This is a genomic window from Diaphorobacter limosus (assembly GCF_033100095.1).
GTDB classification, from domain to species: Bacteria; Pseudomonadota; Gammaproteobacteria; order Burkholderiales; family Burkholderiaceae_C; genus Alicycliphilus; species Alicycliphilus limosus.
Map to the genome: position 1 here is coordinate 632,795 of NZ_CP136921.1, position 24,568 is coordinate 657,362.

At 66.0% G+C, this 24,568-nt stretch carries 25 protein-coding genes and 1 pseudogene; 19 read left to right on the forward strand and 7 right to left on the reverse strand.

Going from position 1 to position 24,568, the window contains the following annotated elements; genetic code table 11:
• Positions 1–30: 30 nt before the first annotated feature.
• The 5 genes from P4826_RS03080 to P4826_RS03100 all read left to right on the forward strand — a co-directional run bounded on the left by P4826_RS03080 (position 31) and on the right by P4826_RS03100 (position 3,259).
• Entirely contained in the window at positions 31–363 is a 333-nt protein-coding gene (locus tag P4826_RS03080) for a YbaB/EbfC family nucleoid-associated protein (protein ID WP_317702498.1), read from the forward strand.
• Between the two features lie 22 nt (positions 364–385).
• The gene (gene recR, locus P4826_RS03085; RefSeq protein WP_317702499.1) at positions 386–976 is read left to right on the forward strand and encodes a recombination mediator RecR; all 591 of its coding nucleotides are present in this window, start codon (positions 386–388) and stop codon (positions 974–976) included.
• Positions 977–1,014: 38 nt separating this feature from the next.
• Positions 1,015–1,410 (forward strand): MAPEG family protein, encoded by a 396-nt coding sequence (locus P4826_RS03090; protein WP_317702500.1) that lies wholly within the window; start codon positions 1,015–1,017, stop codon positions 1,408–1,410.
• A gap of 126 nt (positions 1,411–1,536) precedes the next feature.
• Positions 1,537–2,583: a methionine ABC transporter ATP-binding protein gene (locus P4826_RS03095; RefSeq protein ID WP_317702501.1), complete on the forward strand. Its 1,047-nt coding sequence runs from the start codon at positions 1,537–1,539 to the stop codon at positions 2,581–2,583.
• 10 nt (positions 2,584–2,593) lie between these two features.
• Positions 2,594–3,259 (forward strand): methionine ABC transporter permease, encoded by a 666-nt coding sequence (locus tag P4826_RS03100; protein ID WP_317703700.1) that lies wholly within the window; start codon positions 2,594–2,596, stop codon positions 3,257–3,259.
• Positions 3,260–3,291: 32 nt separating this feature from the next.
• On the opposite strand, the gene P4826_RS03105 is transcribed toward P4826_RS03100, so the two are convergent.
• The gene (locus P4826_RS03105; RefSeq protein WP_317702502.1) at positions 3,292–3,957 is read right to left on the reverse strand and encodes a phosphoribosyltransferase; all 666 of its coding nucleotides are present in this window, start codon (positions 3,955–3,957) and stop codon (positions 3,292–3,294) included.
• Positions 3,958–4,040: 83 nt separating this feature from the next.
• Here P4826_RS03105 and P4826_RS03110 point away from each other — a divergent pair, with 83 nt between their 5' ends.
• Both P4826_RS03110 and P4826_RS03115 read left to right on the forward strand, forming a co-directional pair.
• The gene (locus P4826_RS03110; protein ID WP_317702503.1) at positions 4,041–4,841 is read left to right on the forward strand and encodes a MetQ/NlpA family ABC transporter substrate-binding protein; all 801 of its coding nucleotides are present in this window, start codon (positions 4,041–4,043) and stop codon (positions 4,839–4,841) included.
• 91 nt (positions 4,842–4,932) lie between these two features.
• On the forward strand, positions 4,933–5,484 hold the full coding sequence (locus tag P4826_RS03115) for an NADPH-dependent FMN reductase (RefSeq protein ID WP_317702504.1): 552 nt from the start codon (positions 4,933–4,935) through the stop codon (positions 5,482–5,484).
• Between the two features lie 8 nt (positions 5,485–5,492).
• Here P4826_RS03115 and P4826_RS03120 read toward each other — a convergent pair whose 3' ends face one another.
• Entirely contained in the window at positions 5,493–6,902 is a 1,410-nt protein-coding gene (locus tag P4826_RS03120) for an MFS transporter (protein WP_317702505.1), read from the reverse strand.
• Between the two features lie 60 nt (positions 6,903–6,962).
• Positions 6,963–7,616 carry an FMN-dependent NADH-azoreductase gene (locus tag P4826_RS03125; protein ID WP_317702506.1) on the reverse strand — a complete coding sequence of 218 codons (654 nt, stop codon included), beginning with the start codon at positions 7,614–7,616 and terminating at the stop codon, positions 6,963–6,965.
• 123 nt (positions 7,617–7,739) lie between these two features.
• Here P4826_RS03125 and P4826_RS03130 point away from each other — a divergent pair, with 123 nt between their 5' ends.
• The 7 genes from P4826_RS03130 to P4826_RS03160 all read left to right on the forward strand — a co-directional run bounded on the left by P4826_RS03130 (position 7,740) and on the right by P4826_RS03160 (position 14,314).
• Positions 7,740–8,654 carry a LysR family transcriptional regulator gene (locus tag P4826_RS03130; protein WP_317702507.1) on the forward strand — a complete coding sequence of 305 codons (915 nt, stop codon included), beginning with the start codon at positions 7,740–7,742 and terminating at the stop codon, positions 8,652–8,654.
• A 95-nt stretch (positions 8,655–8,749) separates the two neighbouring features.
• Complete coding sequence (locus P4826_RS03135; RefSeq protein WP_317702508.1) at positions 8,750–9,757, forward strand: sulfate ABC transporter substrate-binding protein; 1,008 nt, start codon at positions 8,750–8,752, stop codon at positions 9,755–9,757.
• A 46-nt stretch (positions 9,758–9,803) separates the two neighbouring features.
• On the forward strand, positions 9,804–10,673 hold the full coding sequence (gene cysT / locus P4826_RS03140) for a sulfate ABC transporter permease subunit CysT (RefSeq protein ID WP_317703701.1): 870 nt from the start codon (positions 9,804–9,806) through the stop codon (positions 10,671–10,673).
• Entirely contained in the window at positions 10,670–11,563 is an 894-nt protein-coding gene (gene cysW / locus P4826_RS03145; protein WP_317702509.1) for a sulfate ABC transporter permease subunit CysW, read from the forward strand. The genes cysT and cysW overlap by 4 nt, the downstream gene beginning before the upstream one ends.
• A gap of 45 nt (positions 11,564–11,608) precedes the next feature.
• Entirely contained in the window at positions 11,609–12,736 is a 1,128-nt protein-coding gene (locus P4826_RS03150; RefSeq protein ID WP_317702510.1) for a sulfate/molybdate ABC transporter ATP-binding protein, read from the forward strand.
• A gap of 106 nt (positions 12,737–12,842) precedes the next feature.
• A complete protein-coding gene (locus tag P4826_RS03155) occupies positions 12,843–13,313 on the forward strand; it encodes a disulfide bond formation protein B (RefSeq protein WP_317703702.1) in 471 nt (156 codons plus the stop codon).
• A 14-nt stretch (positions 13,314–13,327) separates the two neighbouring features.
• Positions 13,328–14,314, forward strand: coding sequence for a bile acid:sodium symporter family protein (locus tag P4826_RS03160; protein ID WP_317702511.1), 987 nt, complete (start codon positions 13,328–13,330; stop codon positions 14,312–14,314).
• On the opposite strand, the gene P4826_RS03165 is transcribed toward P4826_RS03160, so the two are convergent.
• A complete protein-coding gene (locus P4826_RS03165; RefSeq protein ID WP_317702512.1) occupies positions 14,244–14,948 on the reverse strand; it encodes a glutathione S-transferase in 705 nt (234 codons plus the stop codon). The genes P4826_RS03160 and P4826_RS03165 overlap by 71 nt on opposite strands.
• A gap of 200 nt (positions 14,949–15,148) precedes the next feature.
• Here P4826_RS03165 and P4826_RS03170 point away from each other — a divergent pair.
• Together P4826_RS03170 and olsF are read left to right on the forward strand one after the other, a co-directional pair.
• Positions 15,149–16,761: pseudogene (locus P4826_RS03170) on the forward strand (HD domain-containing phosphohydrolase).
• A 130-nt stretch (positions 16,762–16,891) separates the two neighbouring features.
• A complete protein-coding gene (gene olsF / locus P4826_RS03175; protein WP_317702513.1) occupies positions 16,892–18,613 on the forward strand; it encodes a bifunctional ornithine lipid synthase OlsF in 1,722 nt (573 codons plus the stop codon).
• Here olsF and argA read toward each other — a convergent pair.
• The 3 genes from argA to P4826_RS03190 all read right to left on the reverse strand — a co-directional run bounded on the left by argA (position 18,600) and on the right by P4826_RS03190 (position 21,541).
• Positions 18,600–19,946, reverse strand: a complete 1,347-nt coding sequence (gene argA / locus P4826_RS03180; protein ID WP_317702514.1) for an amino-acid N-acetyltransferase — start codon at positions 19,944–19,946, stop codon at positions 18,600–18,602. The genes olsF and argA overlap by 14 nt on opposite strands.
• Before the next feature lie 208 nt (positions 19,947–20,154).
• Positions 20,155–20,841, reverse strand: coding sequence for a PEP-CTERM sorting domain-containing protein (locus P4826_RS03185; protein ID WP_317702515.1), 687 nt, complete (start codon positions 20,839–20,841; stop codon positions 20,155–20,157).
• 154 nt (positions 20,842–20,995) lie between these two features.
• Entirely contained in the window at positions 20,996–21,541 is a 546-nt protein-coding gene (locus tag P4826_RS03190; protein WP_317702516.1) for a PAS and helix-turn-helix domain-containing protein, read from the reverse strand.
• Positions 21,542–21,623: 82 nt separating this feature from the next.
• Between P4826_RS03190 and P4826_RS03195 the strand changes: the two genes are divergently transcribed.
• The 3 genes from P4826_RS03195 to P4826_RS03205 all read left to right on the forward strand — a co-directional run bounded on the left by P4826_RS03195 (position 21,624) and on the right by P4826_RS03205 (position 24,521).
• A complete protein-coding gene (locus tag P4826_RS03195; protein ID WP_317702517.1) occupies positions 21,624–22,328 on the forward strand; it encodes a CoA transferase subunit A in 705 nt (234 codons plus the stop codon).
• 55 nt (positions 22,329–22,383) lie between these two features.
• Positions 22,384–23,022 carry a 3-oxoacid CoA-transferase subunit B gene (locus P4826_RS03200; RefSeq protein WP_317702518.1) on the forward strand — a complete coding sequence of 213 codons (639 nt, stop codon included), beginning with the start codon at positions 22,384–22,386 and terminating at the stop codon, positions 23,020–23,022.
• Positions 23,023–23,162: 140 nt separating this feature from the next.
• On the forward strand, positions 23,163–24,521 hold the full coding sequence (locus tag P4826_RS03205; RefSeq protein ID WP_317702519.1) for an HD-GYP domain-containing protein: 1,359 nt from the start codon (positions 23,163–23,165) through the stop codon (positions 24,519–24,521).
• Positions 24,522–24,568 lie beyond the last annotated feature (47 nt).

Consider the following 24,568-nt stretch of genomic DNA (forward strand, 5'->3'; position numbering starts at 1 on the left):
TACTTTTTTTAATCAACGAAGGAAATTTCCATGTTCAACAAGGGACAGCTCGCCGGCCTGATGAAACAAGCCCAGGCCATGCAGGACAACCTGAAGAAGGCCCAGGACGAATTGGCCAGCGTCGAGGTCGAGGGCGAATCCGGCGCCGGACTGGTCAAGGTCTTGATGACCTGCAAGCACGACGTCAAGCGCGTGACCATAGACCCCAGCCTGCTGGCCGAGGACAAGGACATGCTCGAAGACCTGGTGGCTGCCGCCTTCAACGCCGCCGTGCGCAAGGCCGAGGAAACCAGCCAGGAAAAGATGGGCAAGATCACCGCCGGCATGCCAGGCCTGCCCGGCGGCATGAAGTTCCCCTTCTGACGGTGCCTGGGCGCACCGCCCCATGTCCGATACCAATTCCCTCGACGCACTGATCCAGGCGCTGCGGCGCCTGCCGGGCGTGGGCATGAAGTCGGCGCAGCGCATCGCCTTTCATCTGCTGCAGCATGACCGTCCAGCGGCCCAGCAGCTGTCGCAGGCGCTGGCGCAGGCCTGCGCGCAGGTGCGCCATTGCCAGCGCTGCTACACCTTCACCGAGGGCGAGGTCTGCGCCACCTGCATGGACGCGACGCGCGACGCCAGCCGCCTGTGCGTGGTGGAGACGCCCGCCGACCAGGCGGCCATGGAGCGCACTGCCGCCTTTCGTGGCCTGTACTTCGTGCTCATGGGGCGGCTGTCACCGCTGGACGGCGTGGGGCCGCGCGACATTGGCGTGCAAAAGCTGCTCGAGCGCGCCGGCGACGGCGTGGTGCAGGAGGTGATCCTGGCCACCAGCTTCACCGCCGAGGGCGAGGCCACGGCCCACGCCATTGCCGAGGCGCTCAGGCGCCGCGGCATGCATGTCACGCGCCTGGCGCGCGGCGTGCCGGTGGGCAGCGAGCTCGAATACGTGGATTTGGGCACCATTGCCCATGCGCTGGCGGATCGGCGGTGACATAAACGCACAACGCACAACGCACAACCGAGGCCCCAATGTCCAACACCTCTTTCACCCTGGCGTACGGCTGCGTGCTGGTGGCGGCGCTGCTGCCCATGTTTTGTGCCCTCCTGGCCAAGGCCGGGGCCATGCCCAGGGGCGGCAACCGCGACCCGCGCGCCTGGCTGGCGGCGCAAAGCGGCTGGCGTGCCCGCGCCAATGCGGCCCAGGCCAACGGCTTCGAAGGCCTGCCGTTCTTCATCGGCGCGGTCATCATCGCCCACCAGCTGGGTGCGCCGCAGGCGCGCCTGGATCAGCTGGCCTGCGCCTTCATCGTCCTGCGCCTGGCCTATATCGCCCTGTATGTGGGCGACAAGGCCATGGCGCGCAGCCTGGTCTGGGGCCTGGGCCTGGCGGTGAACATCGCCATCCTGCTGTTGGGCTGGCGCTGAGGCGCGGTTTCCACGACTGGGCGTAAAATAGCGCCATCCGGCTTGCCCATTCAGCGCAAGCCGCTATTTTTTTGATAGTTGCGCAGGCATGTGAATGGCCTTGCGCGGCATTTTTCCTCGTTTTCCATGATCGATCTCCGGGGTATCACCCAGATTTACCAGGGCCCACAAGGCCCGGTCGAGGCCCTGCGCGGCATCGACCTGCATGTCACGCCGGGCGAGGTGTTCGGCATCATCGGGCGCTCGGGCGCGGGCAAGAGCTCGCTGGTGCGCGTCATCAATCTGCTGAACCGCCCGTCGGCCGGCCAGGTCATGGTGGCGGGGCGCGACATGACGCAACTGAGTGACGCCGAGCTGCGCGCCGCGCGCCGCGAGATCGGCATGGTGTTCCAGCATTTCAACCTGCTGTCGTCGCGCACCGTGTACGGCAACGCCGCGCTGCCGCTGGAGCTGGCCGGCATGGCGCCGGACAAGATCAAGAAGCGTGTCGATCCGCTGCTCGACATGGTGGGCCTGGCGCATCTGGCCGACCGTTACCCGGCGCAGATCTCAGGCGGGCAAAAGCAGCGCGTGGGCATTGCGCGCGCGCTGGCCAGCAGTCCGAAGGTGCTGCTGTCCGACGAGGCCACGAGTGCGCTGGACCCCGAAACCACGCGCTCCATCCTGGACCTGCTGCGCCAGGTGAACCGCGAGCTGGGCGTGACCGTGGTCTTGATCACGCACCAGATGCAGGTCATCAAGCAGATCGCCGACCGCGTGGCGGTGATCGAAGCCGGCCGCATCGTCGAGATGGGCCCGGTGATCGATGTGTTCACCAAGCCCCAGCAGGACATCACCAAGAGCCTGATCGACGAGATCGTGCCGCAGGAGCTGCCGGCTGGCGTGCTCTCGCGCGTGCGCAGCCTGGCGGCGCGGCTTGAGGCGGGGGCCAGCGGCCAGCTGCTGCGCCTGTCCTACGCCGGCGAGCATGCCTACGAGCCCATCCTGTCGCACCTGATCCGCGAGCTGGGGCTGGATCTGTCCATCCTGCACGGCCAGATCGATGAGATCCAGGAGCAGACCTTTGGCTCGCTGGCGGTGTACGCCAGCGGCCCCATGGCGCGCATTGGCGCGGCCATCGACTATCTGCGCGCCCAGGGGGTGGTGGTGCGCACCGTGGACGTGAGCGCATAAGGAGCGGATGGTGTTCGAGAATTTTTCCGAAATGATGCTGGAGCTGTTTGCCACCTCGCTGTGGGAGACGGTAATCATGGTCGGCGCGTCGGGCATCCTCGGCGCGCTGGTGGGCATTCCGTTGGGGGTGTTTTTGCGCCTGACCGACAAGGGCGGCATCCTGCAGAACGCCCCGGCTAACACCGTAGTTGGCGGCATCGTGAATGCCGTGCGCTCCACGCCCTTCATCATCCTGCTGGTGGCCATCATCCCGTTCACGCGCCTGGTCACGGGCACGTCGATCGGCACCTGGGCGGCCGTGGTGCCGCTGACGCTGGCGGCCGCGCCCTTCATCGCGCGCCTGGTCGAGACTGCGCTGCGCGAGGTGGACGGCGGCCTGGTCGAGGCCGCGCAGTCCATGGGCGCGACCACCGGCCAGATTGTCTGGAAGGTGCTGCTGCCCGAGGCCATGCCGGGCATCGTCGCCGGGCTGACCATCAGCTTTGTGAGCCTGACTGGTTATTCGGCCATGGCCGGCGCCGTGGGCGGCGGCGGCCTGGGCGACCTGGGCATCCGCTATGGCTACCAGCGCTTTCTGCCCGACGTGATGCTGGCGGTGGTGGTGATCCTGATCGTCTTCGTGCAGGCAATACAGAGCCTGGGCGACTGGGTGGTGCGGCGCATGTCGCACCGCTGATATCTACTTCTGATTTGATAGCTGCTCACGCTTTATAGATAAGCGTTGGAGGCCCATTTGCTTAGTATCTGAATGACCTCGTCATCCTCCACCTGGGTGAAATCCTCGTAGTACTGGCCCACGGCCTCGAAGTCTTGCGGCGCCTGCAGGCATGCCACCTCGTCGGCCAGCGGGCGCACCAGGGCCAGCGCCTCGTGCGAGGCCACGGGCACGGCGCAGATCAGCCGGGCAGGCTTGCGCTGGCGCAGGCTGTGCAGCGCAGCGGCCATGGTGGCCCCGGTGGCCAGGCCGTCGTCCACCACGATGACGATGCGCCCGGCCACCTCCAGCGGTGGGCGTATCGGCGTGTACTGCGCGCGCCGCTGGTGGATCAGCCGCAGCTGCCGGCGCTTTTCGGTGGCGATGTAATGCGCATCGGCGCCCGTCGCCGCGGCGTGCGGCGACAGGTAGGTCCAGCCGCTCTCATCGACCGAGCCGATGGCGTATTCGGGCTGGTAGGGCGCGCCCAGCTTGCGCACCAGCACCAGGTCCAGCTCGCCCCGCAGCGCCTGGGCGATGCATTGCGCCATGGGCACGGCGCCGCGCGGAATGGCCAGCACCAAGGGGTTCTGGCCGGCATAGGCCTGTAGCCGCTCGGCCAGGCGCCGGGCGGCGTCCAGGCGGTCGCGAAAGACAATCGGGCGGGTGGCGGCATGCATGCCGTGATTGTGGAACTTACTGGCCTCGCCGGTATTGCGACAGGTCTACGATAGGCGGCCGATTGCACAAGAAAGGTTTCATCGTGATTTCCAAACGCTCCCTGCTTCAATCCACCCTGGCCCTGGCGCTGGCCACCGGCCTTGGCGGCGCCGCCATGGCACAGGACAAGCCGCTGAAGATTGGCGTGACGGCGGGCCCGCATGCGCAGATCTTCGAGCAGGTGAAGAAGGTGGCGGACAAACAGGGCCTGAAGATCCAGGTGGTGGAGTTCAGCGACTATGTGCAGCCCAACGCCGCCCTGGCCGCGGGCGACCTGGACGCCAACAGCTACCAACACAAGCCCTATCTGGATGCGCAGATCAAGGATCGCGGCTATCCGTTCGCCGTGGCGGCGAACACGGTCAACTTCCCGATCGGCATTTACTCCAAAAAGATCAAGAAACTGGCCGATCTGAAGGAGGGCGCGCGCTTCGGCATTCCCAACGACCCTACCAATGGTGGCCGCGTACTGCTGCTGCTCCAGGCCCAGGGCCTGATCAAGCTCAAGGACGGCGCGGGCCTGAAGGCCACGCCGCTGGACGTGGTGGGCGACCCCAAGAAGCTCAAGTTCATCGAGCTTGACGCCGCCCAGCTGCCGCGCTCGCTCGACGACCTGGACGCCTCGGCCATCAACACCAACTTTGCGATCTCGGCCGGCCTGAACCCCAAGACCGACGCCATCGCCCAGGAGAACCCGGACGGCCCCTATGTGAACCTGCTGGTGGTGCGCGCCGCCGACAAGGACAAGCCCTGGGTGGCGCAGCTGGTCAAGGCCTATCACAGCCCGGAGATACGCCAGTTCATCGACACCCAGTTCAAGGGTTCGGTGCTGGCTGGCTGGTAATGGCTGGTTGATGGCCTGTTGTCCGACAGCGCAATACGCGGCGGGCTCATAAGCTGCCCACAGTCATAACCCCCCTGACTGGAGATTTCTTATGAGCAAATATCGCATTGCCGTCATTGTCGGCAGCCTGCGCAAGGATTCGCACAACCGCCGCCTGGCCCACGCCCTCACGCGCCTGGGCGCGCCCGAGTTCGAGTTCCACTACCCGCGCATCGACGACCTGCCGCTGTACAACCAGGACGACGACGGCCACCAGCCAGCCCCGGTACTGCGCCTGAAGCAGGAGGTGGCAGAGTCCCAGGGGGTGTTGTTCGTCACGGCCGAATACAACCGCTCCATCCCCGGTGTGCTCAAGAACGCCATAGACAACGCCTCGCGCCCCTACGGCCACAGCGCCTGGGCCAACAAGCCCGCCGGGGTGATAGGTGTGTCCATAGGCACCATTGGCACGGCCATGGCGCAGCAGCATTTGCGCAATGTGCTGGTGTTCCTGAACATGCCCACCATGGCCCAGCCCGAGGCCTTCATCCAGAACAGCGACGCCTTGTTCAATGCCGACGGCAGCATTGGCGAGGTCAGCAGGGCGTTCTTGCAGGCTTGGATGGATAGCTACGTCGCCTGGGTCAAGCGCCACAACGCCTGAACCCGGGGTTACCAGGCGCCGTGGTGCTCCGGCACGCGGGCAACCAGGGGCAGCGCCAGCAACAACAGAGCGGCCACGGCCGCATACACCCAGGCCTGGCGCATGCCCGCATCCGCGGCGCCCGCCAGGGCCGCCGTGGCCAGCGACACCACGGCGATGGTGCCCAGCTGAAAGCACAGCGAACGCAGCCCGGCAATGGATGACGACTCCTGGGGTGCCAGCTGCAGCCCGGCATTGCGGCTGGCCGGATTCACCGCGCCCGTGCCCAGGCCCAGCACCAGGGCTGCACCGGTCAGCCAGGCATGCGGCGCCATGCCCGCCGGTGGCGCCAGTGCCACCAGCAGCATGCCCACGGCGCTGATGGCGCCGCCCACGTACAGCGGCAGCCGATAGCCGGTGCGCCGCAGCGCCATGGTGGCCAGCACCGACAGCACGATGGAAGCGCAGCCCTGGGCCACGAGCAGCGTGCCGGCATACAGCGCATTCATGCCGTAGCGGTTGCTTGCGTACAGCGGGATCAATGCCACGGCGCCTATGCTGATGCCGCCATAGACCATGTTCACCAGGTTCACCACGCCAAAGCCGGGCCCATGGATCAGCCGCGGGCTGATGAAGGGCGGCTCGGCGCGCGCCACATGGCGCAGGAACAGCCAGCCGCTGACGCCGGCCACACCGGCCAGCAGGGCGAGCAGGGCCGGCCCGACCGGCGCATGCGCCTCACCCAGGTAGCTGGCCACCAGCATGCAGGCAAACAGCGTCACGGCCAACAGGGCCATGCCCGCGCCATCCATGCGCAGCCGCTGGTGCTGCCCTTGGGGCGGGTCGCGCGGTATGTAGCGCAGTGCCAGCACGGCAACGACCAGGCCTATGGGCACGTTCACGAAGAACACGTCGCGCCAGCCGGCGTAGGTGACGAACAGGCCGCCAAAAATGGGGCCGATCATGGCCCCTATGGGAAAGATGGTGCCAAACAGGCCCACGGCGCGGTCGCGCGCCTGGCCGAAATGATCGACCACGATGCCCGTGGCCGAGGGCGTGAAGCCGGCCCCGCCGGCGGCCTGCAGCGCGCGCAGCAGCACCAGGGTGACGATGTCGTGGGCCAGGCCACAGGCCAGCGACGCGGCCGTGAAGGTGATCACCGAGCCCAGGAACACGCGCCGGCGCCCGTAGCGGTCGCTGAGCCGGCCGCTGATGGGCAGCATGAGCACGAAGCCGAAGGCGTAGGTGGTAATGCTCCAGCCGGCCCAGTTCTCGCTGGTGTGCAGATCCTGCTGCAGTGCATGCAGGGCGGTGGCGACGATGGTTGAGTCCACCGACATCATCAGCAACGCCAGCGAGACGATGCAGAACACCAGCACGCGCCGTGCCGGCGTCAGCTCGGCTGACGCGGCCGGGGTGTCAGGTGTTGCGCCGGTCATCCAGCCATGCTACGCGCAGGCGGCAACCAGCAGGGCAGGGGGCTTATTCAGAGTGGCGCCTCAGGCGACTTCGGCCAGGCGCTCGCGGTTGGCGGCTTCGGGGTGCTGGACATGCGCGGCAATGGCCTGCGCGGCGGCCGCGAGCGCCTGGGCCTTGGCATCGGCACCCATGGCCACGCCCTCGGCGCGCACGAAGCGTACATCTGTCACGCCAAAGAAGCCGAGCACGGTCTGCAGGTAGCTCTCCTGGTGCTCCATGGCCTGGCCGGTATCGCTGGTGGAGTACACGCCGCCGCGACTGGACGCGATGATCACCGTCTTGCCCTTGGCCAGGCCCTCGGGACCATTGGCGGTGTAGCGGAAGGTGCGGCCAGGCTGGGCCAGGCGATCGATCCAGGCCTTGAGCTGCGTGGGAATGCTGAAGTTGTAGAACGGCGCGCCGATCACCACCACATCGGCCGCCAGGAACTGGCGCACCAGGCGCTCGGATACGGCGTTCTCGCGCTGCTGCGCCTCGCTCAGCCCCTCGGTCTGGCCGGTGCGGGGGGCCATGGCGTCCATGGTGAAGTGGGCCGGGGCCTCGGCCACCAGATCCAGGTATTGCACCTGGGTGGCGGGGTGGCTGGCCTGCCAGGCCTCGACGATCTGGGCCGTGAGCTGGCGCGAAACGGACTGGTGGCCGGTGATGGCCGAATCGATGTGCAGCAGTTGCATGGAATCTCCTGTGTCTGGGTTAACCCTTGGTTTGGGCGTTGGTTGAATTGTAGTTCGTCCTGAATACTTGATAAGTTCTGTGTATTGCGATAGATTGTCCTGAATTTGATAACAAACACCACGATGCAAGACCTGAACGACATGCTGTATTTCGCCGAGGTGGCCGAGCGCGGCGGCTTTGCCGCTGCGGGCCGGGCCCTGGGCATCCCCAAGTCGCGCCTGTCGCGCCGCGTGGCCGAGCTGGAGGCCGCCCTGGGCGTGCGCCTGCTGCAGCGCACCACGCGCACCCTGTCGCTGACCGAGGTGGGCGAGGCCTACCTGCGTCACTGCCAGGCGATGCGCGAATCGGCCCAGGCCGCGGCGGACGCCGTGGCCCAGGTGCAGTCCGAGCCGCGCGGTACGGTGCGCGTGACCTGCCCGGTGACGCTGGCGCAGACGGTACTGGCACGGTTGATGCCCGTGTTTCTGGAACGCCACCCGCAGGTGCGGCTGGAGATGCAGGTCACCAACCGCGTGGTCAACGTGGTGGAGGAGGGGGTGGACGTCGCCCTGCGCGTGCGCGCCACGCTGGACAACAGCGGCAGCATGATCGTCAAGCGCCTGGACGAGGGGCGGCAGCTGCTGGTGGCCAGCCCCGCGCAACTGGCGCGCCAGGGCATGCCGGCGACGCTGCAGGATCTGGTCGGCATGGACACGCTGGCCATGTCGGCTACCGACGGGCGTACCAGCCTGCGCCTTACCGGCCCAGGTGGCCGCGAGGAGACGGTGCAGCTTGCGCCGCGCTATGTGGCCGACGACCTGCTGACGCTGAAATACGCCGCCCTGGCCGGCACCGGCCTGTGCTGGCTGCCCGACTACATGTGCCAGCATGAGCTGCAGCAGGGCCGGCTGGTCCAGCTGCTGCCCGAATGGTCGCAGCCCCCCGGCATCGTGCATGCGGTGTTCGCCTCGCGCCGGGGGCTGTCACCCGCAGTGCGCGGCTTTCTGGACTTTCTGGGTGAAACGGCAAGGGGGGCCAAGGGTGACGCGCCTCAATAGATGAATTTTCTATAAATTCACAACCATATATTCTTTTGAGTTTTAAGAGCCTCTCCCCACAATGCCTCCCATTCCTGCAATCCGGAGAGGCACCCATGACAACCCGAATCAAGTTCAAGACCGTTTTCGCCACCCTGGCTCTGGCCGCCAGCGGGCTCGCATCGGCACAGGCGCAGTCGCTGCTCAACGTCTCTTACGACGTGGCGCGCGAGTTCTACAAGGACTACAACCAGGCCTTCATCGCCCATTACAAGAAGACCAAGGGCGTCGATATCAAGGTGGATCAGGCGCACGCGGGCTCCAGTGCCCAGGCGCGTGCCGTCAACGACGGCCTGGCCGCCGACGTGGTGACCTTCAACACCACGACCGACGTGCAGTTCCTGGCTGACAACGGCGTGGTGGCGAAGGACTGGGCACAAAAATTCCCGCATGAGGCATCGCCCACCACCTCGACCATGCTGTTCCTGGTGCGCCACGGCAACCCCAAGAACATCAAGGACTGGGCCGACCTGACCCGCCCCGACGTGAAGGTCATCGTCGTCAACCCCAAGACCGGCGGCAATGGCCGCTACGCCTACCTGGCGGCCTGGGGCAGCGTGCGCGAGAAGGGTGGCAGCGATGCCCAGGCGGCAGAGTTCATTACCCAGATGTACAAGAACGTGCCGGTGCTGGCCAAGGGCGGGCGCGACGCCACGGCCACCTTCTTGCAGCGCAACATTGGCGACGTGCTGATCACCTTCGAGTCCGAAGTGGTGTCGGTGGAGCGCGAGTTCGGCAAGGGCAAGGTCGATGCCGTCTACCCCTCGGTGAGCATCACCGCCAAGAACCCGGTGGCGATCGTGGAGCGCACCGTCGCCAAGAAGGGCACGGGCGAACTGGCCAAGGCCTACCTGGACTACCTGTACTCCGACGAGGCGCAGGAGATTGCCGCCCGCCACGCGATTCGCCCGCGCTCCGAGGCCGTGCTCAAAAAACATGCCGACCTGTTCAAGCCTATCCCGCAGTTTGCCGTGGCCAAGTACTTCGGCTCGCTGGTCGAGGCGCAGAAGGTGCACTTCAACGACGGCGGCCAGTTCGACAAGCTGTACCAACCCGGCAAATAAGGGTGGTGCCGCGGTGAATTCCTCCATTGCCTTGCCCGGTGTCGCCATGGGCGCGGCCAGTGACCTGACCGGTGCGGCCGCACCCCGGCGCCGTCCTAAGCGCGTGCTGCCCGGTTTTGGCCTGACGCTGGGCTACACGCTGTTCTACCTGAGCATCATCGTGCTCATCCCGCTGCTGGCGCTGCTGGCCAAGAGCTTTTCGCTGAGCTGGCCGCAGTTCTGGGAGGCCGTCAGCGCGCCGCGCGTGCTGGCCTCTTACAAGCTGACGTTCGGCGCGTCCTTCATCGCCGCCTGCGTGAATCTGGTGTTTGGCCTGCTGATTGCCTGGGTGCTGGTGCGCTACCAGTTCCCGGGCAAGAAGATCGTCGATGCCTTTGTGGATCTGCCGTTCGCCCTGCCCACCGCCGTGGCCGGCATCTCGCTGACCGCGCTGCTGGCGGGCAACGGCTGGGTGGGGCAGTACTTCGAGCCCTTTGGCATACAACTGGCCTTCAACCCCAACGGCGTGGTGATCGCGCTGATCTTCATCGGCCTGCCCTTCGTGGTGCGCACGGTGCAGCCGGTGCTCGAAGACAGCGAGAAGGAACTGGAAGAGGCGGCCACCAGCCTCGGCGCCACGCGCTGGCAGGTGTTCACCAAGGTGATCCTGCCCAGCATCACGCCCGCGCTGCTGACCGGCTTTGCCATGGCCTTTGCGCGTGCCATCGGCGAATACGGTTCGGTGATCTTCATCGCCGGCAACATGCCCATGGTGTCCGAGATCACGCCGCTGATCATCATCGGCAAGCTCGAGCAATACGACACCGCTGGTGCCACCGCCGTGGCCGTTGTGATGCTGTTCTTCTCCTTCATCATGCTGCTGGTCATCAATGCGCTACAGGCCTGGCAGCGACGCCACGCGGGGATGCCGGCATGAGCGCCGTTGCCAACCCATCCACACGCCGCGCCCAGGCCGGCACCACCGAGGCGCCCTGGGTGCGCTTCACGCTGATCGGCCTGGCCCTGGCTTTTCTGGCGCTGTTTTTGCTGCTGCCGCTGGCCGCCGTCTTCACCGAGGCGCTGCGCAAGGGCTGGGATGCCTACCTGGCCGGCCTGGCCGAGCCCGATGCCTGGTCGGCCATCCGGCTCACGCTGCTGACGGCCGTGATCGCCGTGCCGCTGAACCTGGTGTTCGGCGTGGCGGCGGCCTGGTGCATTGCCAAGTACGAGTTCAAGGGCAAGGCCTTTCTGACCACGCTGATCGACCTGCCGTTCTCCATCTCGCCGGTGGTCGCCGGCCTGATGTATGTGCTGGTGTTCGGCGCCAATGGCTGGTTCGGCAGCTGGCTGGCGGAGCATGACATCAAGATCATCTTTGCCGTGCCGGGCATCGTGCTGGCCACCGTGTTCGTCACCTTCCCGTTCGTGGCGCGCGAGCTGATCCCGCTGATGCAGGCCCAGGGCAACGACGAGGAGCAGGCCGCCATCGTGCTGGGAGCCAGCGGCTGGCAGACCTTCTGGCATGTGACGCTGCCCAACATCAAATGGGGACTGGTGTATGGCGTGATCCTGTGCAACGCGCGCGCCATGGGCGAGTTCGGCGCGGTGTCGGTGGTTTCGGGCCATATCCGCGGCCAGACCAACACCATTCCGCTGCATGTGGAGATTCTCTACAACGAGTACCAGTCGGTCGCGGCCTTTGCCGCCGCATCGCTACTGGCCCTGCTGGCGCTGGTGACCCTGGTCATCAAGTCGATCGCCGAATGGCAGGGCGAGCAGCAGGCCAAGGCCGCCGCCGCACTGCCGCCCGAGCGGCCAAGTGCCTGATTGGCCTGCAGGGCATATGTATAAAGCGCCAATAGCTATCAAATCATGAGTATAGAAATACGCAACGTCAGCAAGCAGTTCGGCAACTTCCACGCGCTGCGCGACGTGAACCTGGACATCCAGTCCGGCGAGCTGATCGCGCTGCTGGGCCCCTCCGGCTGCGGCAAGACCACGCTCTTGCGCATCATTGCCGGGCTGGAGACGCCGGATCGCGGCAGCATCCACTTCAGCGGCGAGGACACCACCGACGTGCATGTGCGCGAGCGCGGCGTGGGCTTTGTGTTCCAGCACTACGCGCTGTTTCGCCACATGACGGTGTTCGAGAACGTGGCCTTCGGCCTGCGCGTCAAGCCGCGCGGCGAGCGGCCGAGCGAGGCGCAGATCAGGGACAAGGTGATGAACCTGCTCAAGCTGGTGCAGCTGGACTGGATCGCCGAGCGCTTCCCCTCGCAGCTCTCGGGCGGCCAGCGTCAGCGCATCGCCCTGGCGCGCGCCCTGGCCGTCGAGCCCAAGGTGCTGCTGCTGGACGAGCCCTTCGGCGCGCTGGACGCCAAGGTGCGCAAGGAACTGCGCCGCTGGCTGCGCCGCCTTCACGACGAGCTGCATGTGACCAGCATCTTCGTCACGCACGACCAGGAGGAGGCGTTGGAGGTGGCCGACCGCGTGGTCGTCATCAACCAGGGCAGGATCGAGCAGCAGGGCACGCCGCAGCAGGTCTGGGACAACCCGGCCAGCCCTTTCGTGTATGGGTTTCTGGGTGACGTGAACCTGTTCAAGGGCCGCGCCAACGACGGCCGCGTGCACCTGGAAGGGGGCACGCAGCTGGACATTCCCGACGCCCAGCATGCCGATGGCGCCCAGGCCTTTGCCTATGTGCGCCCGCACGACCTGGAGGTCGAGCGCTATTCGCCCGGCCAGGCCCAGGACGCCGAGGGGCGCCAGCGCGGCATGGTGGTGCAGCTGGCGCGCTCCATCGTCGTTGGGCCCGTCGCGCGGCTGGAACTATTGCCCGAAAGCGCTACCGAATCCGCCGACAATGTGGCCCCCGAGGCGCTCATCGAGGCGCATATCTCGGCGCAGCAGTTCCACACCATGGGGCTGCGCGAGGGCGAGACGCTGGTGGTGACACCACGCCGCGCCAAGGTGTTTTTGGACGAAGCCGCCGGCATTTGATGCATCGCCCGCCCTTGCCGGGTGGTGGTCAACACCGGCCCTGCAAGAAAGAGAAAGAGTGTTTCTGAACGCGATCACCGGCGCCCCGCGCCGCACCCTGGCGCTGATGTGCGCCGTCTGCCTGGCCATGCTGGCTTTTGGCCTGTACCTGCAATATGCCCAGGGCCTGGAGCCATGCCCGATGTGCATCGTCCAGCGTTATGCTCTTATTGGTGTAGCTGCTTGCGCAGGACTGGCAAGCCTTAGAGTCCAAAAAGGCTGGTGGATTAGCTGGAGCTTGCTGGCCCTGCTGCTGGCCGGCTTTGGCGCCTTCACCGCCGCCCGCCAGAGCTGGCTGCAGTGGTACCCGCCCGAGGTGGCGACCTGCGGGCGCGACTTCTATGGCATGGTCGAGAACTACCCCCTGAGCCGCGCCATCCCCATGATCTTCCGCGGTTCGGGCGACTGCACGGCCATCGACTGGACCTTCCTGGGCGGCTCCATCGCCAACTGGTCGTTTGTGTGGTTCGTGCTGTTTGCGCTGGTGCTGCTGGCGCTGCTGCTGCGCAGGCAGCCGGCCGGCGGCGGCCTGCGCTGACAAAGGCTTGACCCATGGCCCTGCCGCGCTTCGCCCCCGACCATTTCACGCTGGCCCTGGTGGGCACGGTGGTTCTGGCCAGCCTGCTGCCGGCATCCGGCCCCATGGCCCGGGTGCTGGAGGTGGCGACCACCGGCGTGGTCAGCCTGCTGTTCTTTCTGCACGGCGCCAAGCTGTCGCGCCAGGCCATCCTGGGCGGCCTGGGCCATTGGCGGCTGCACCTGAGCATCTTTGCCGCCACCTTTGCGCTGTTCCCGCTGCTGGGCTGGGCTCTGCGCCCGGTGCTGGAGCCGCTGGTCACGCCCGAGATGTACCTGGGCGTGCTGTTTTTGTGCACCCTGCCGGCCACGGTGCAGTCGGCGATTGCCTTCACGGCCATGGCGCGCGGCAACATGCCGGCGGCGGTGTGCAGCGCATCAGCCTCCACGCTGCTGGGCATCGTGGTCACGCCCATCCTGGTGGGGCTGGTGCTGGGCCGCAGCGCCGAGGGCGGCAGCGTGCTAGGGGCGATTTCCAAGATCTCGCTGCAGCTGCTGCTGCCCTTCATCGTCGGCCATTTGCTGCGTCCGCTGATCGGCGGCTTCATCCACCGCCACGCCAAGCGCGTCAAGCTGGTCGATCAGGGCTCCATCCTGCTGGTGGTGTATTCGGCCTTCAGCGCGGCCGTGGTCAGCGGCCTGTGGCGCGAGACGCCGCTGCCCGCGCTGGCCGGCCTGCTGGTGTTGTGCGCGGTGCTGCTGACCCTGGTGCTGACGCTGACCACCTGGGGCGCGCGCGCGCTGGGCTTTGCCAAGGAAGACGAGATCACGCTGGTGTTCTGCGGCTCCAAGAAGAGCCTGATCAGCGGCGTGCCCATGGCCAAGGTGCTGTTTGCCTCCAGCACCGTGGGCGCCATCGTGCTGCCGCTGATGATCTTCCACCAACTGCAGCTCATGGTGTGCGCGGTGCTGGCGCAGCGCTATGCGCGCCGGCCCGAGCATCCCGCGACCCAGCCAGCGTGACGCAGGCCATGCCCGGCGCCCAGGCCGGGTGGCGCTGCATGATCTCGGCAAACAGGGCCGAATCCAGCCAGCGTTGCAGCCAGCCCTGCAGATGCGGCCATGGCTGGGCGGTCCATTGCCCCTCGTCGATGCGCGCGTACTGGCGCACAAAGGGCAGCAGCGCCATGTCGGCCAGGCTGGGTTTGTGGCCAAAAAGATGGCCGCTGGCCATCACCTGTTGATTGAGCTGCGATAGCCAAGCCTGCGCGTCAAGCCGCGCCTGGTGCACGGCTGCGGCGCCGTGGCGCTCGGGGTATTTGCAGCGGTCGAGCGCCTGCTTGAAGAAGCCATCGTTGCGCGCTATCAGCGCCAGCATGTCGGCCTGCGTGCCGCTGCCGGGCGCCAGCCAGCCGTCGGGGTCGTTGTAGTGCAGCGCCTGCAGCATGATGTCCAGGCTTTGTTCCAGCACCCGGCCGCCGGCCAACACCAGCACCGGCACCGTGCCTTTCGGGGAGGCGTCCAGCAGCGCCTGGGGCTTGTTGCGCAGCTGTACCTCGCGCAGTTCGCAGGTCAGGCCGGCATATACCAGGGCCAGGCGCGCGCGCATGGCGTAGGGGCAGCGACGAAACGAATACAGCACGGGCAGGGCAGTCATGGCTGGGATGAAACAGGTAGTTGCCTCCAGTATGCGGCGCGGCGCGGGAGATGCAGTCCTGCCCAGGGGCTTGATCCACATCGCAGGTTGTTGTTTCTTTTGCATACATATGTAAACAAATAATACGACAATCCGCCCCGGATCACCCCAGCCCGGGGAGGTCAGGCATCCTATTTTTAGGTGAACCAAGGGGAACCTGCATGCCCAATGCAATGCAGAAACTGCTGCAGCGCCTGCAACAGCTCAACGAGGTTGGGGCAGCGTTGTCACGCGAGCGTGATATCGACCATCTGCTGGAACGCATCCTGGATGCGGCGCAGATGCTCACCCATGCCGATGCCGGCACGCTGTACCGCGTCACCGAGGACGGCAGTGCGCTGCGCTTTGCGCTGATGCGCACGCATTCGCTTGGTTTGCACCAGGGCGGCAGCTCCGAGCAGGCGGTGGAATTTCCCGACCTGCCGCTGTATCTGCCTGATGGGCGAGCGAATGATTCACTGGTGGCCGTGCATGCGGCCGTGCACGACCATACCGTGAGCATTGCCGATGCCTATGACAGTACCGAATTCAACTTTGCCGGCGCCCGGGCCTTTGACCTGAGCACGGGCTACCGCTCGCGTTCCTTTCTCACCGTGCCGCTGCGCAACCACGATCGTGAGCTGGTCGGCGTGCTGCAGCTGATCAATTCCATAGACCCGGCCACGGGCGCCGTGCGCGCTTTTTCGCAGCAAGACCGCAGCCTGGCCGAGTCGCTGGCCTCGCAGGCGGCGATCGCGCTGAGCAATCGGCTCTTGATCACGCAGCTGGAGCGCCTGTTCGAGTCCTTCGTGAACCTCATCAACCTGGCCATCGACGAAAAGTCGCCCTACACCGGCGGCCACTGCGAGCGCGTGCCCGCACTGACCATGATGCTGGCCGAGGCGGCGCATGCCACCACAGATGGGCCGCTGGCCCCGTCTTTGCCAAGACCGAGCGCGACCGCTACGAGCTGAAGATGGCCGGCCTGCTGCACGACTGCGGCAAGATCACCACGCCGGTGCATGTGGTGGACAAGGCGACCAAGCTGCAGACCATTTTCGACCGCATCGGGCTGGTCGATACGCGCTTTGAGGTACTCAAGCGCGATGCCGAGATCGACATGCTGCGCCGCCAGCTCGCCCTGCGCCCGCAGGTGGACGCCGCCGCCGAGGCGCGCCTGCAGGATGGGTTTCAAGACCAGCGGCAGCAGCTGGACGAGGAACGCGCATTCCTGCGCCGCTGCAACCTGGGCAGCGAGGCCATGCGGCCCGAGGACCAGGCGCGCGTGCAGGCCATAGGCAGCGCGCACCGCTGGCGCAACGCCGAGGGCTGGGTGGAGGATTTTCTGTCCGACGACGAGGTGGAGAACCTGAGCATCCGCTCGGGCACGCTGACGCGCACCGAGCGCGGCATCATCAACCACCACATCGTGGCCACCATCAAGATGCTGGAGAGCCTGCCCTGGCCCAGCCACCTGCGCAACGTGCCCGAGTACGCCGGTGGCCACCATGAGCGCATGGATGGCAAGGGCTACCCGCGCGGGCTCCAGCGCGAGCAGCTGTCGTGGCAGGCGCGCATGCTGGGCCTGGCCGACATCTTCGAGGCGCTGACCGCTGCCGATCGTCCCTACAAGCAGTCCATGACGCTGTCACAGGCGTTGGCGGTGATGCGCAAGATGGTGAAGGGTGGTCACATCGACCCCGATCTGTTCGATGTCTTCGTGCAGGGCAAGGTGTACCAGCGCTACGCCGAGCGCTTCCTCGACCCCGAGCAGATCGACGACGTGCGGCTCTGACGCGCTGCGGGCGCGGCGCGCGCCTGTCGCGTATCGGTCACGGGCCTGTCGCGCGCCCGTCATGGCATGGCCTCAGCATGGCTGCAGTGCCGGAGACCCCCTCCGGCGCATGCACCTGGGAGTGAGCGCCATGATCTCCGTGGACCAGATCGTCGACCTGCACCTGCCGCAACTGCAGCGGCATCCGTGGCTGAGCAAAGGCGTGCGCGGCATGCTGCGCCGCCTGCTGCACGAGCAGAGCTTCCGCCATTTCGCCCAGCAGTACCCGCACCTGGAGGGCTTTCCGTTCGTCGAGCAGGTGCTGGAGCATTTCGCCTTCAGCTACGCGGTGCGCGACAACGAGCGCGAGCGCATTCCGGCGCGCGGGCGCGTGGTCATCATTGCCAACCACCCCCTGGGCTCGCTCGACGGGCTGGCGCTGCTCAACCTGGTGGGCAGCATCCGCAGCGACGTGAAGATCGTCGCCAACGGCCTGCTCGCCACGCTCGCGCCCCTCCAGCGCCTGCTGCTGCCGGTCACGGTGCTGGGCGGACACAGCGGCGCGCGGCAGCTCAAGGCCATCCTGGAGCACCTGCGCGGCGAGGGGGCAGTCATCATCTTCCCGGCCGGCGAGGTCTCGCGCCTGCGCCCGGGCGGCGTGCGCGACGGGCGCTGGCACAGCGGCTTTCTGCGGATGGCGGCGCAGACGCAGGCGCCCATCGTGCCCATCCACATCGACGGCCGCAACTCGGCCCTGTTCTATGGCGCCTCCCTGTGCTACAAGCCGCTGGCCACGCTGCTGCTGGTGCAGGAGATGTTCGGCCAGCACCGCAAGAGCATAGCCCTGCGCATCGGCCACCCCATCCCGCACAGCAGCCACGGCGCCATGCCCTTGCCGGACGCGGCCAAGGCCAAGCTGTTCTGCAAGCACCTGTACCGTGTGGCGCAGGACAGGCCTGGCCTGCTGCACACCGAGACGGCTGTCGCCCATCCGGTGGACCGCAGTGCGCTGGCCCAGGCCGTGGGCGCCTGCGCACTGCTGGGGCAGACGCCGGACGGCAAGCGCATCCACCTGTTCCGCGGCGCGCTGGACTCGCCCGTGCTGCGCGAAGTGGGGCGGCTGCGCGAGCTCGCCTTCCGGGCCGTCGGCGAGGGCAGCGGCCGGCGCCGCGACCTGGACCGCTACGACCTGATCTACGACCACCTCATCCTGTGGGATCCCCAGGATCTGGAGATCGTCGGCGCCTACCGCATGGTGCGCACGGCCGCGGTGGTGCAGGACCAGGGCGTAGAGGGGCTGTACACGCACAGCCTGTTCCAGTTCGGCCCGCGCATGGTGCCGTACCTGCAGCAGGGGCTGGAGCTGGGCCGCTCCTTCGTGCAGCCGCGCTACTGGGGCCGGCGCTCGCTCGACTACCTGTGGTTCGGCATCGGCGCCTACGTGCGGCGCTATCCCGAGTGCCGCTACCTGTTCGGCCCGGTCTCGCTCTCGCGCGACATGCCCCAGGCGGCGCGCGATCTGCTGGTGCACCACTACCGCAGCCACTATGGCGAGCCCGGCGTGGCCGAGGCCCGCCGCCCCTACGTGCCGGGCAGCGATCTGGAGACGGTGGCGAGCGGCGACAGCAGCGCGGATTTCGTGCGCCTCAAGCACCTTCTGGCGCACCTGGGCTGCAGCGTGCCCACGCTGTACAAGCAGTACACGGAAGTGGCCGAGCCGGGCGGCGTGCGCTTCCTGGACTTCGGCGTGGACCCGGAATTCAGCCATTGCGTCGATGGCCTGGTGCTGGTGGACGTGCAGCAGCTCAAGGCCCAGCGGCGCGAGCGCTACATCGGGTCCGCAGGCACGGCGGGCGCGCTCACAGCCGCTTGACCAGCACCTGGCTCTTGCGATCCCAGTTGTACTTGCGCTTGCGCGCCTCGGGCAGCCAGTCGGGCGCCACGGGCTGGAAGCCCCGCTTGATGAACCAGTGCATGGTGCGCGTGGTCAGCACGAAGATGCTGGCCAGGCCCAGCAGGCGCGCGCGCTGCTCTATGCGCTTGAGCAGCTTTTCACCGTCACCCGTGCCCTGGCTGTTGGGCGAGACGGTGACGGCGGCCATTTCGGCGGTGTTCGCCTCGGGGTAGGGGTAGAGCGCGGCGCAGCCAAAGATCACGCCGTCATGTTCGATCACGGTGTAAGCCGAGATATCGCGCTCGATCTCGGTGCGGTCGCGCTTGACCAGGGTGCCGTCGCGCTCGAAGGGCTCGATCAATTGCAGGATGCCGCCCACGTCGTCAATCGTGGCCTCGCGCATTTCCTCCAGCTTTTCATCGACGACCATGGTGCCGATGCCGTCGTGCACGTAGATCTCCAGCAGCAGGGCGCCGTCGCGCGCGAAGGGCAGGATATGGCTGCGATCCACGCCATGCTCGCAGGCGCGTATGCAGTGCTGCAGGTAGAACCCCATGTCGGTGGGCTGCTGCGCCGGGGGCAGCTGCGCCAGCAGCTGGCGCGCGGCGGCCAGGGGCAGCTCGGTGTCTATGGGGTTGTCCTCGCCCTCGGGCTCCAGGGGCTTGGTGCGTATGCCGCTCACCTCGGTCAAAAACAGCAGCTTGTCGGCCTTGAGCTCGCTGGCCACGCGCGTGGCCACCTCCTCCATGGCCAGGTTGAAGGCCTCGCCCGTGGGCGAGAAGCCAAACGGCGAGATGAGCACCATGGCCTCGGAGGCCAGCGTGCGGCGTATGCCTTCCACGTCCACCTTGCGCACCAGGCCGGTGTGCTGGAAGTCCACCCCATCGACGATGCCCACCGGCCGTGCGGTCAGGAAGTTGCCCGAGATCACACGCACGCGCGAGCCCGCCATGGGGGTGTTGGGCAGGCCCTGGCTGAAGGCGGCCTCGATTTCGTAGCGCAGCTGGCCCGCGGCCTCCTGGGCGCAGTCCAGCGCGATCGGATCGGTGATGCGCATGCCGAGCGAGTAGCGTGCGGCATGCCCCTTGGCCGCCAGCTGTTCGTTGACCTGCGGGCGAAAGCCGTGCACCAGCACGATCTTCACGCCCATGGCCTGGATCAAGGCCAGATCCTGCACGATGTTCTGCAGCTTGCCCGCGGCAATGGCTTCGCCCGTCAGCCCCACCACAAAGGTCTGGTGCCGGAACTTGTGGATATACGGCGCCACGGAGCGGAACCAGGGAACGAAGGTGAAGTTGAAGACCGTGGACATGGTGGCTTGGGCGTGGGCGGGCGAGCAAAGGCAAAAAAGCCTGCGAACCCCAGGCCACCCAGGCGGTGGTTACGGCGTCGGCAAGCGAAGCGCGCAGTTTAGCGGCTGCGTGGGCGCCTTGTGTGCGCGTGCGGCGTCCAGGATCTGCCCGGCAGTGTGGAGCGGCGCAGATACGCGACCGACGTCGTGTTGAAGGCGTTGTCGTGACTCAGCTGCGACGCCTGCGCAGGGTGGCGCCGAGTGTGAAAAGCGCCAAGGAGATGAGAGCTACCGATCCCGGTTCTGGAACCGCGTTGCCGTTACCTTGGCCGATCGCGCCCACAGTGAATCCATGCCAGTTCTCGGTGGTATGTGTGAATGTCACCGAGCTATAGGTGCCCGGCAGACGGATCACGCCGTGAACTTCACCGTTGCCGAAGAAGCCGGTGCTGGTCGGGTTAAGGACTGGAGTCCCGTTGCCCCAATAGCCGGATCCGTAGCTCAAAACCTCGATCGGCACGCCGAAGTCGACGGTGTTGCCGTTCCAGCTCACGAGCGCAATCAGCGGATCGACGACAGGCTGTGAAAAGGTGATCGTGGCTGTCCCGCCGGTGCTCAGTGCGATGATGTCCGATGCGGGTGGTGCGTTGCCAGCCAGGCTGCTGAGATATGGCGCTGCCGGCGACCAGTAATTGGTGCCCCCCGTTGTCTGTGCGAACGCATAGGCGCCGGTAAAGGTGACGCCGACATGCGCACCGTTGATGTCGAGGTCGCCAAAAACCTGGCTTGCAGCGGCACTCGTGTTTGTCCAATCAGTCCAGGAAACCGTCGCTGCCTGGGCGGCGCTTGCACAACCGAACGCCAATGCGATCGCTGTTGCAACGTAGAGGCCTGTCTTTTTGATTGCGTGCTTCATGGTTCATTCCTAGTGGCCGGTGATAGCTGCAACCAATAAAGCAATGATCGGGCCAGAAATTCAAGTTATTGATTCTGCTTGGACGACGGCTCCAAACGCATGTCGTGTGTCAAATTTTTCGACAGTTTGATTCGGGGGATCAGAACGGCACGAGTTACCCAAGCAGCAGCTTTTGCACCAGATCTGCGGCCGTGGAGGCGCTGTACTTGCGCATCAGCCGGGCGCGGTAGATCTCCACCGTACGGTGGCTGATGTCCAGGGCGCGGCCGATTTCCTTGGAGGTCATGCCCTCCAGCAGGCGCGCGGCCACCTCGCGCTCGCGCGCCGTGAGCTCGGCCTTCACGGGGCGCTGGGCGCTGAGGTCTTCAAAGCTCCAGATGCCCGAGGCATGCGGATCCTGGCGATCGAGGGCGCGGCCCGAGACATGGCACCAGAAGGTCTCGCCATTGGCGCGTTTCATGATGCGGCTGTCGGCGTAGTAGCCCCGGGCGTTGAGTATCGGGGCCATGCGCGCGCCCAGGCGCTCGTATTCATCGACGCTGGGGTAGAGAATCTGGAACGACTGGCCGATGAGCAGTTCGCGCGAGGCGCCAAACATCTCGCAGACCTGGCGGTTGCAGTCCACCATGGCGCGGTTGCGCGAGATCACCAGGCCCACGGGCGCCATCTCGAAAGCCATGCGGTAATCGGCAAAGTCCATGGTGGTGCAAGTCTTTAGGGAATACTACGTAATCGAATACGTAGTATCGTAGCGCATTCCCGTAGTACTTCAGGAGACAGTAGTGAAGAACAAGCTTTATTCATCGGCGGACGAGGCGCTCAAGGGCGTCGTGCAGGACGGCCAGTTGCTGGCCGTCGGTGGCTTCGGCCTGTGCGGCATCCCGGAGGCCCTGATCCAGGCCCTGCACGACAGCGGTGTGAAGAACCTCACCGCCATTTCCAACAACGCCGGCGTGGATGGCTTTGGCCTGGGCAAGCTGCTGGAGACGCGCCAGATCAAGAAGATGATCAGCTCCTACGTGGGCGAGAACAAGGAATTCGAGCGCCAGTACCTGGCCGGCGAACTGGAACTGGAATTCACCCCCCAGGGCACGCTGGCCGAGAAGCTGCGTGCCGGCGGCGCCGGCATTCCGGCCTTCTTCACGCGCACCGGCGTGGGCACCATCGTCGCCGAGGGCAAGGAAACCCGTGAGTTCGACGGCCATACCTACCTGATGGAGCGCTCGCTGGTACCCGACGTGTCGCTGGTCAAGGCGGCGGTGGCCGACAAGAGCGGCAACCTGCGCTTCAACCTGACGGCGCGCAACTTCAACCCGGCCGTGGCCATGGCCGGCAAGATCTGCATCGTCGAGGTGGAGAAGATCGTCGAGGTGGGCGAGCTGGCGCCCGACGATATCCATCTGCCCGGCATCTATGTGCACCGCATCGTGCTCAATGCCCATCCCGAAAAGCGCATCGAGAAGCGCACCCTGACCGAAACCAAATAATTTGTGGGGCGGATTTGCCAATCCCTGCCCCATGCCATCAATAGGAGAGACAGACATGGCCTGGACTCAAGACCAGATGGCCGCACGCGCGGCCCAGGAACTGCAAGACGGCTTCTACGTCAACCTCGGCATCGGCATTCCCACGCTGGTGGCCAACCATACGGGCGACAAGGAGGTGTGGCTGCAGTCCGAGAACGGCATGCTGGGCATAGGCCCGTTCCCAACCGAGGATCAGGTGGATGCCGACCTGATCAACGCCGGCAAGCAGACCGTGACCACCATCCCCGGCACGTCGATCTTCGGTAGCCACGACAGCTTTGCCATGATCCGCGGTGGCAAGATCAACCTGGCCATCCTAGGTGCCATGCAGGTCAGCGAGAAGGGCGACCTGGCCAACTGGATGATTCCCGGCAAGATGGTCAAGGGCATGGGCGGAGCCATGGATCTGGTGGGTGGCGTGCCCAAGGTCATCGTGCTGATGGAACATGTGGCGCGCAAGAAGGACGGCAGCACCGACATGAAGATCCTGCCCCAGTGCACGCTGCCGCTGACGGGCGTGGGCGTGGTGCACATCATCATCACCGACCTGGGCGTGATGGATGTCACGCCCCAGGGCCTGAAACTCGTGGAGCTGGCCCCGGGTGTGAGCTTCGAGGAAATCCAGTCGAAGACGGGCGTGACGCTGTTGCGCTAAGGGCTTGCAGCTCCTGAGCTGGAGCGGTGCATTTTCCCCATACATCAGGCCGGAGGTGACACTCCGGCCTTTGTTTTTTTGCTATGGCGCGCAAAGCACCGTATAGTCGCCGGCGACATTTAGAAACACATGATCCGTGCATGAACGTTTTCGAAACCAGTCTTGCGGCCTCGATCGCCGATGACGCGAACGCCCCCGGTGACAACCGCCATTACCTGCGCGCCCTCACCGACATGGCCGACCGCGGCGGCGTGCTCACGCACGATGCCATCTACACCGACCGTGGCGTCAAGCTGGTGGACAAGGGCACGCGCGTGGACAGCGAGCTCTACGATCGCCTGGTCAAGCACAAGCTGCGCGGCCCTATCGAAGACCACCTGAGCGTGGAGAACATGGTCAGCGTGCAGTCGCTGCTGCAGGTGGCGCGCACGCAATGCGAAGGCGACACCCTGGTCTACCTGCTGGTGCATACGTTGCCAGACATGACGGAGAGCAAACTGCTCGCCCCGGTGCGCGCCATGCCGCTGCCGCCGGCGCTGGCCTTCAAGCTCACGGTGATGCGGGAGCAGCACCCCCTGCTGTTTGCGCACAGCGTGCGCATGATGCTGGTGGCCGTGTATCTGGGCATCAAAAGCGGCCTGAGCGAGCGCGAATGCACGCCCCTGGCCGCGGCGGCGCTGCTGCACGACCTGGGGGTGCTGCACATGGATCCGGCCTGGCATGACCCGGCGAACAAGATCACCGGGGCAGGGCGCAAGCAGCTCTTGGCGCATCCGGTCACGGCCATGCTCATCATCAGAGAGCAAAACATCTATCCGCGCTCGGTGGAGCAGGCGGTGTTGGAGCACCACGAATGCATGGACGGCAGCGGCTACCCGCGGCGCCTGCGCGGCGAGCAGATCTCGCGCCTGGGGCAGCTCCTGCTGACCGCCGAGGTGGTGGCCGCCTTCTTTGAAAAATATGCCAGCGAGGGTGCGGCCCAGCGCCTGGCGCTTACGCTCAAGCTGAACCATCGCAAGTTTCCGGCCGATCTGGTGGCCTACCTGCTGCCTTTGCTGCAGATACGGGCCGTGCAGGGTGATGTGCCAGCCTCGCAGGACGATGTGCAGCGCTGCATCACGCTGTTGACCGGGGCTTTCGAGGATTGGCAGCGCTGCCGCGTCATCCTGCAGCCCGTGGCCGGGCAGCCTTCCCCCGAGCCGGCCTGTGCGCTGGTCGAGCAGCGGCTGGCGGCGCTGCAAAGATCGCTGTTCGAGTCTGGCTCCCACCCGCGGCAGCTGGCCGAGATGCTGCCGCACCTGCAGGGCGACGCCCAGGGCCTGGCCGAGCTGGCCCTGCTGGGGCAAGAGGCGCTGTGGCAGCTGCAGCGCATCATCGACACCACCCACAGCCATTGGCCGCAACTGTCGGCCAGCGAGGATGCCGGCGACATTGCCGTCGTACAATGGCGCGCTGCCTGCACCGCCAGGCTGGTGCAAGCGCCGGCCACGCAGGCCTGATTTGGGCATGTCTCGCATGAATACTGTATATTTAAACAGTATTCATG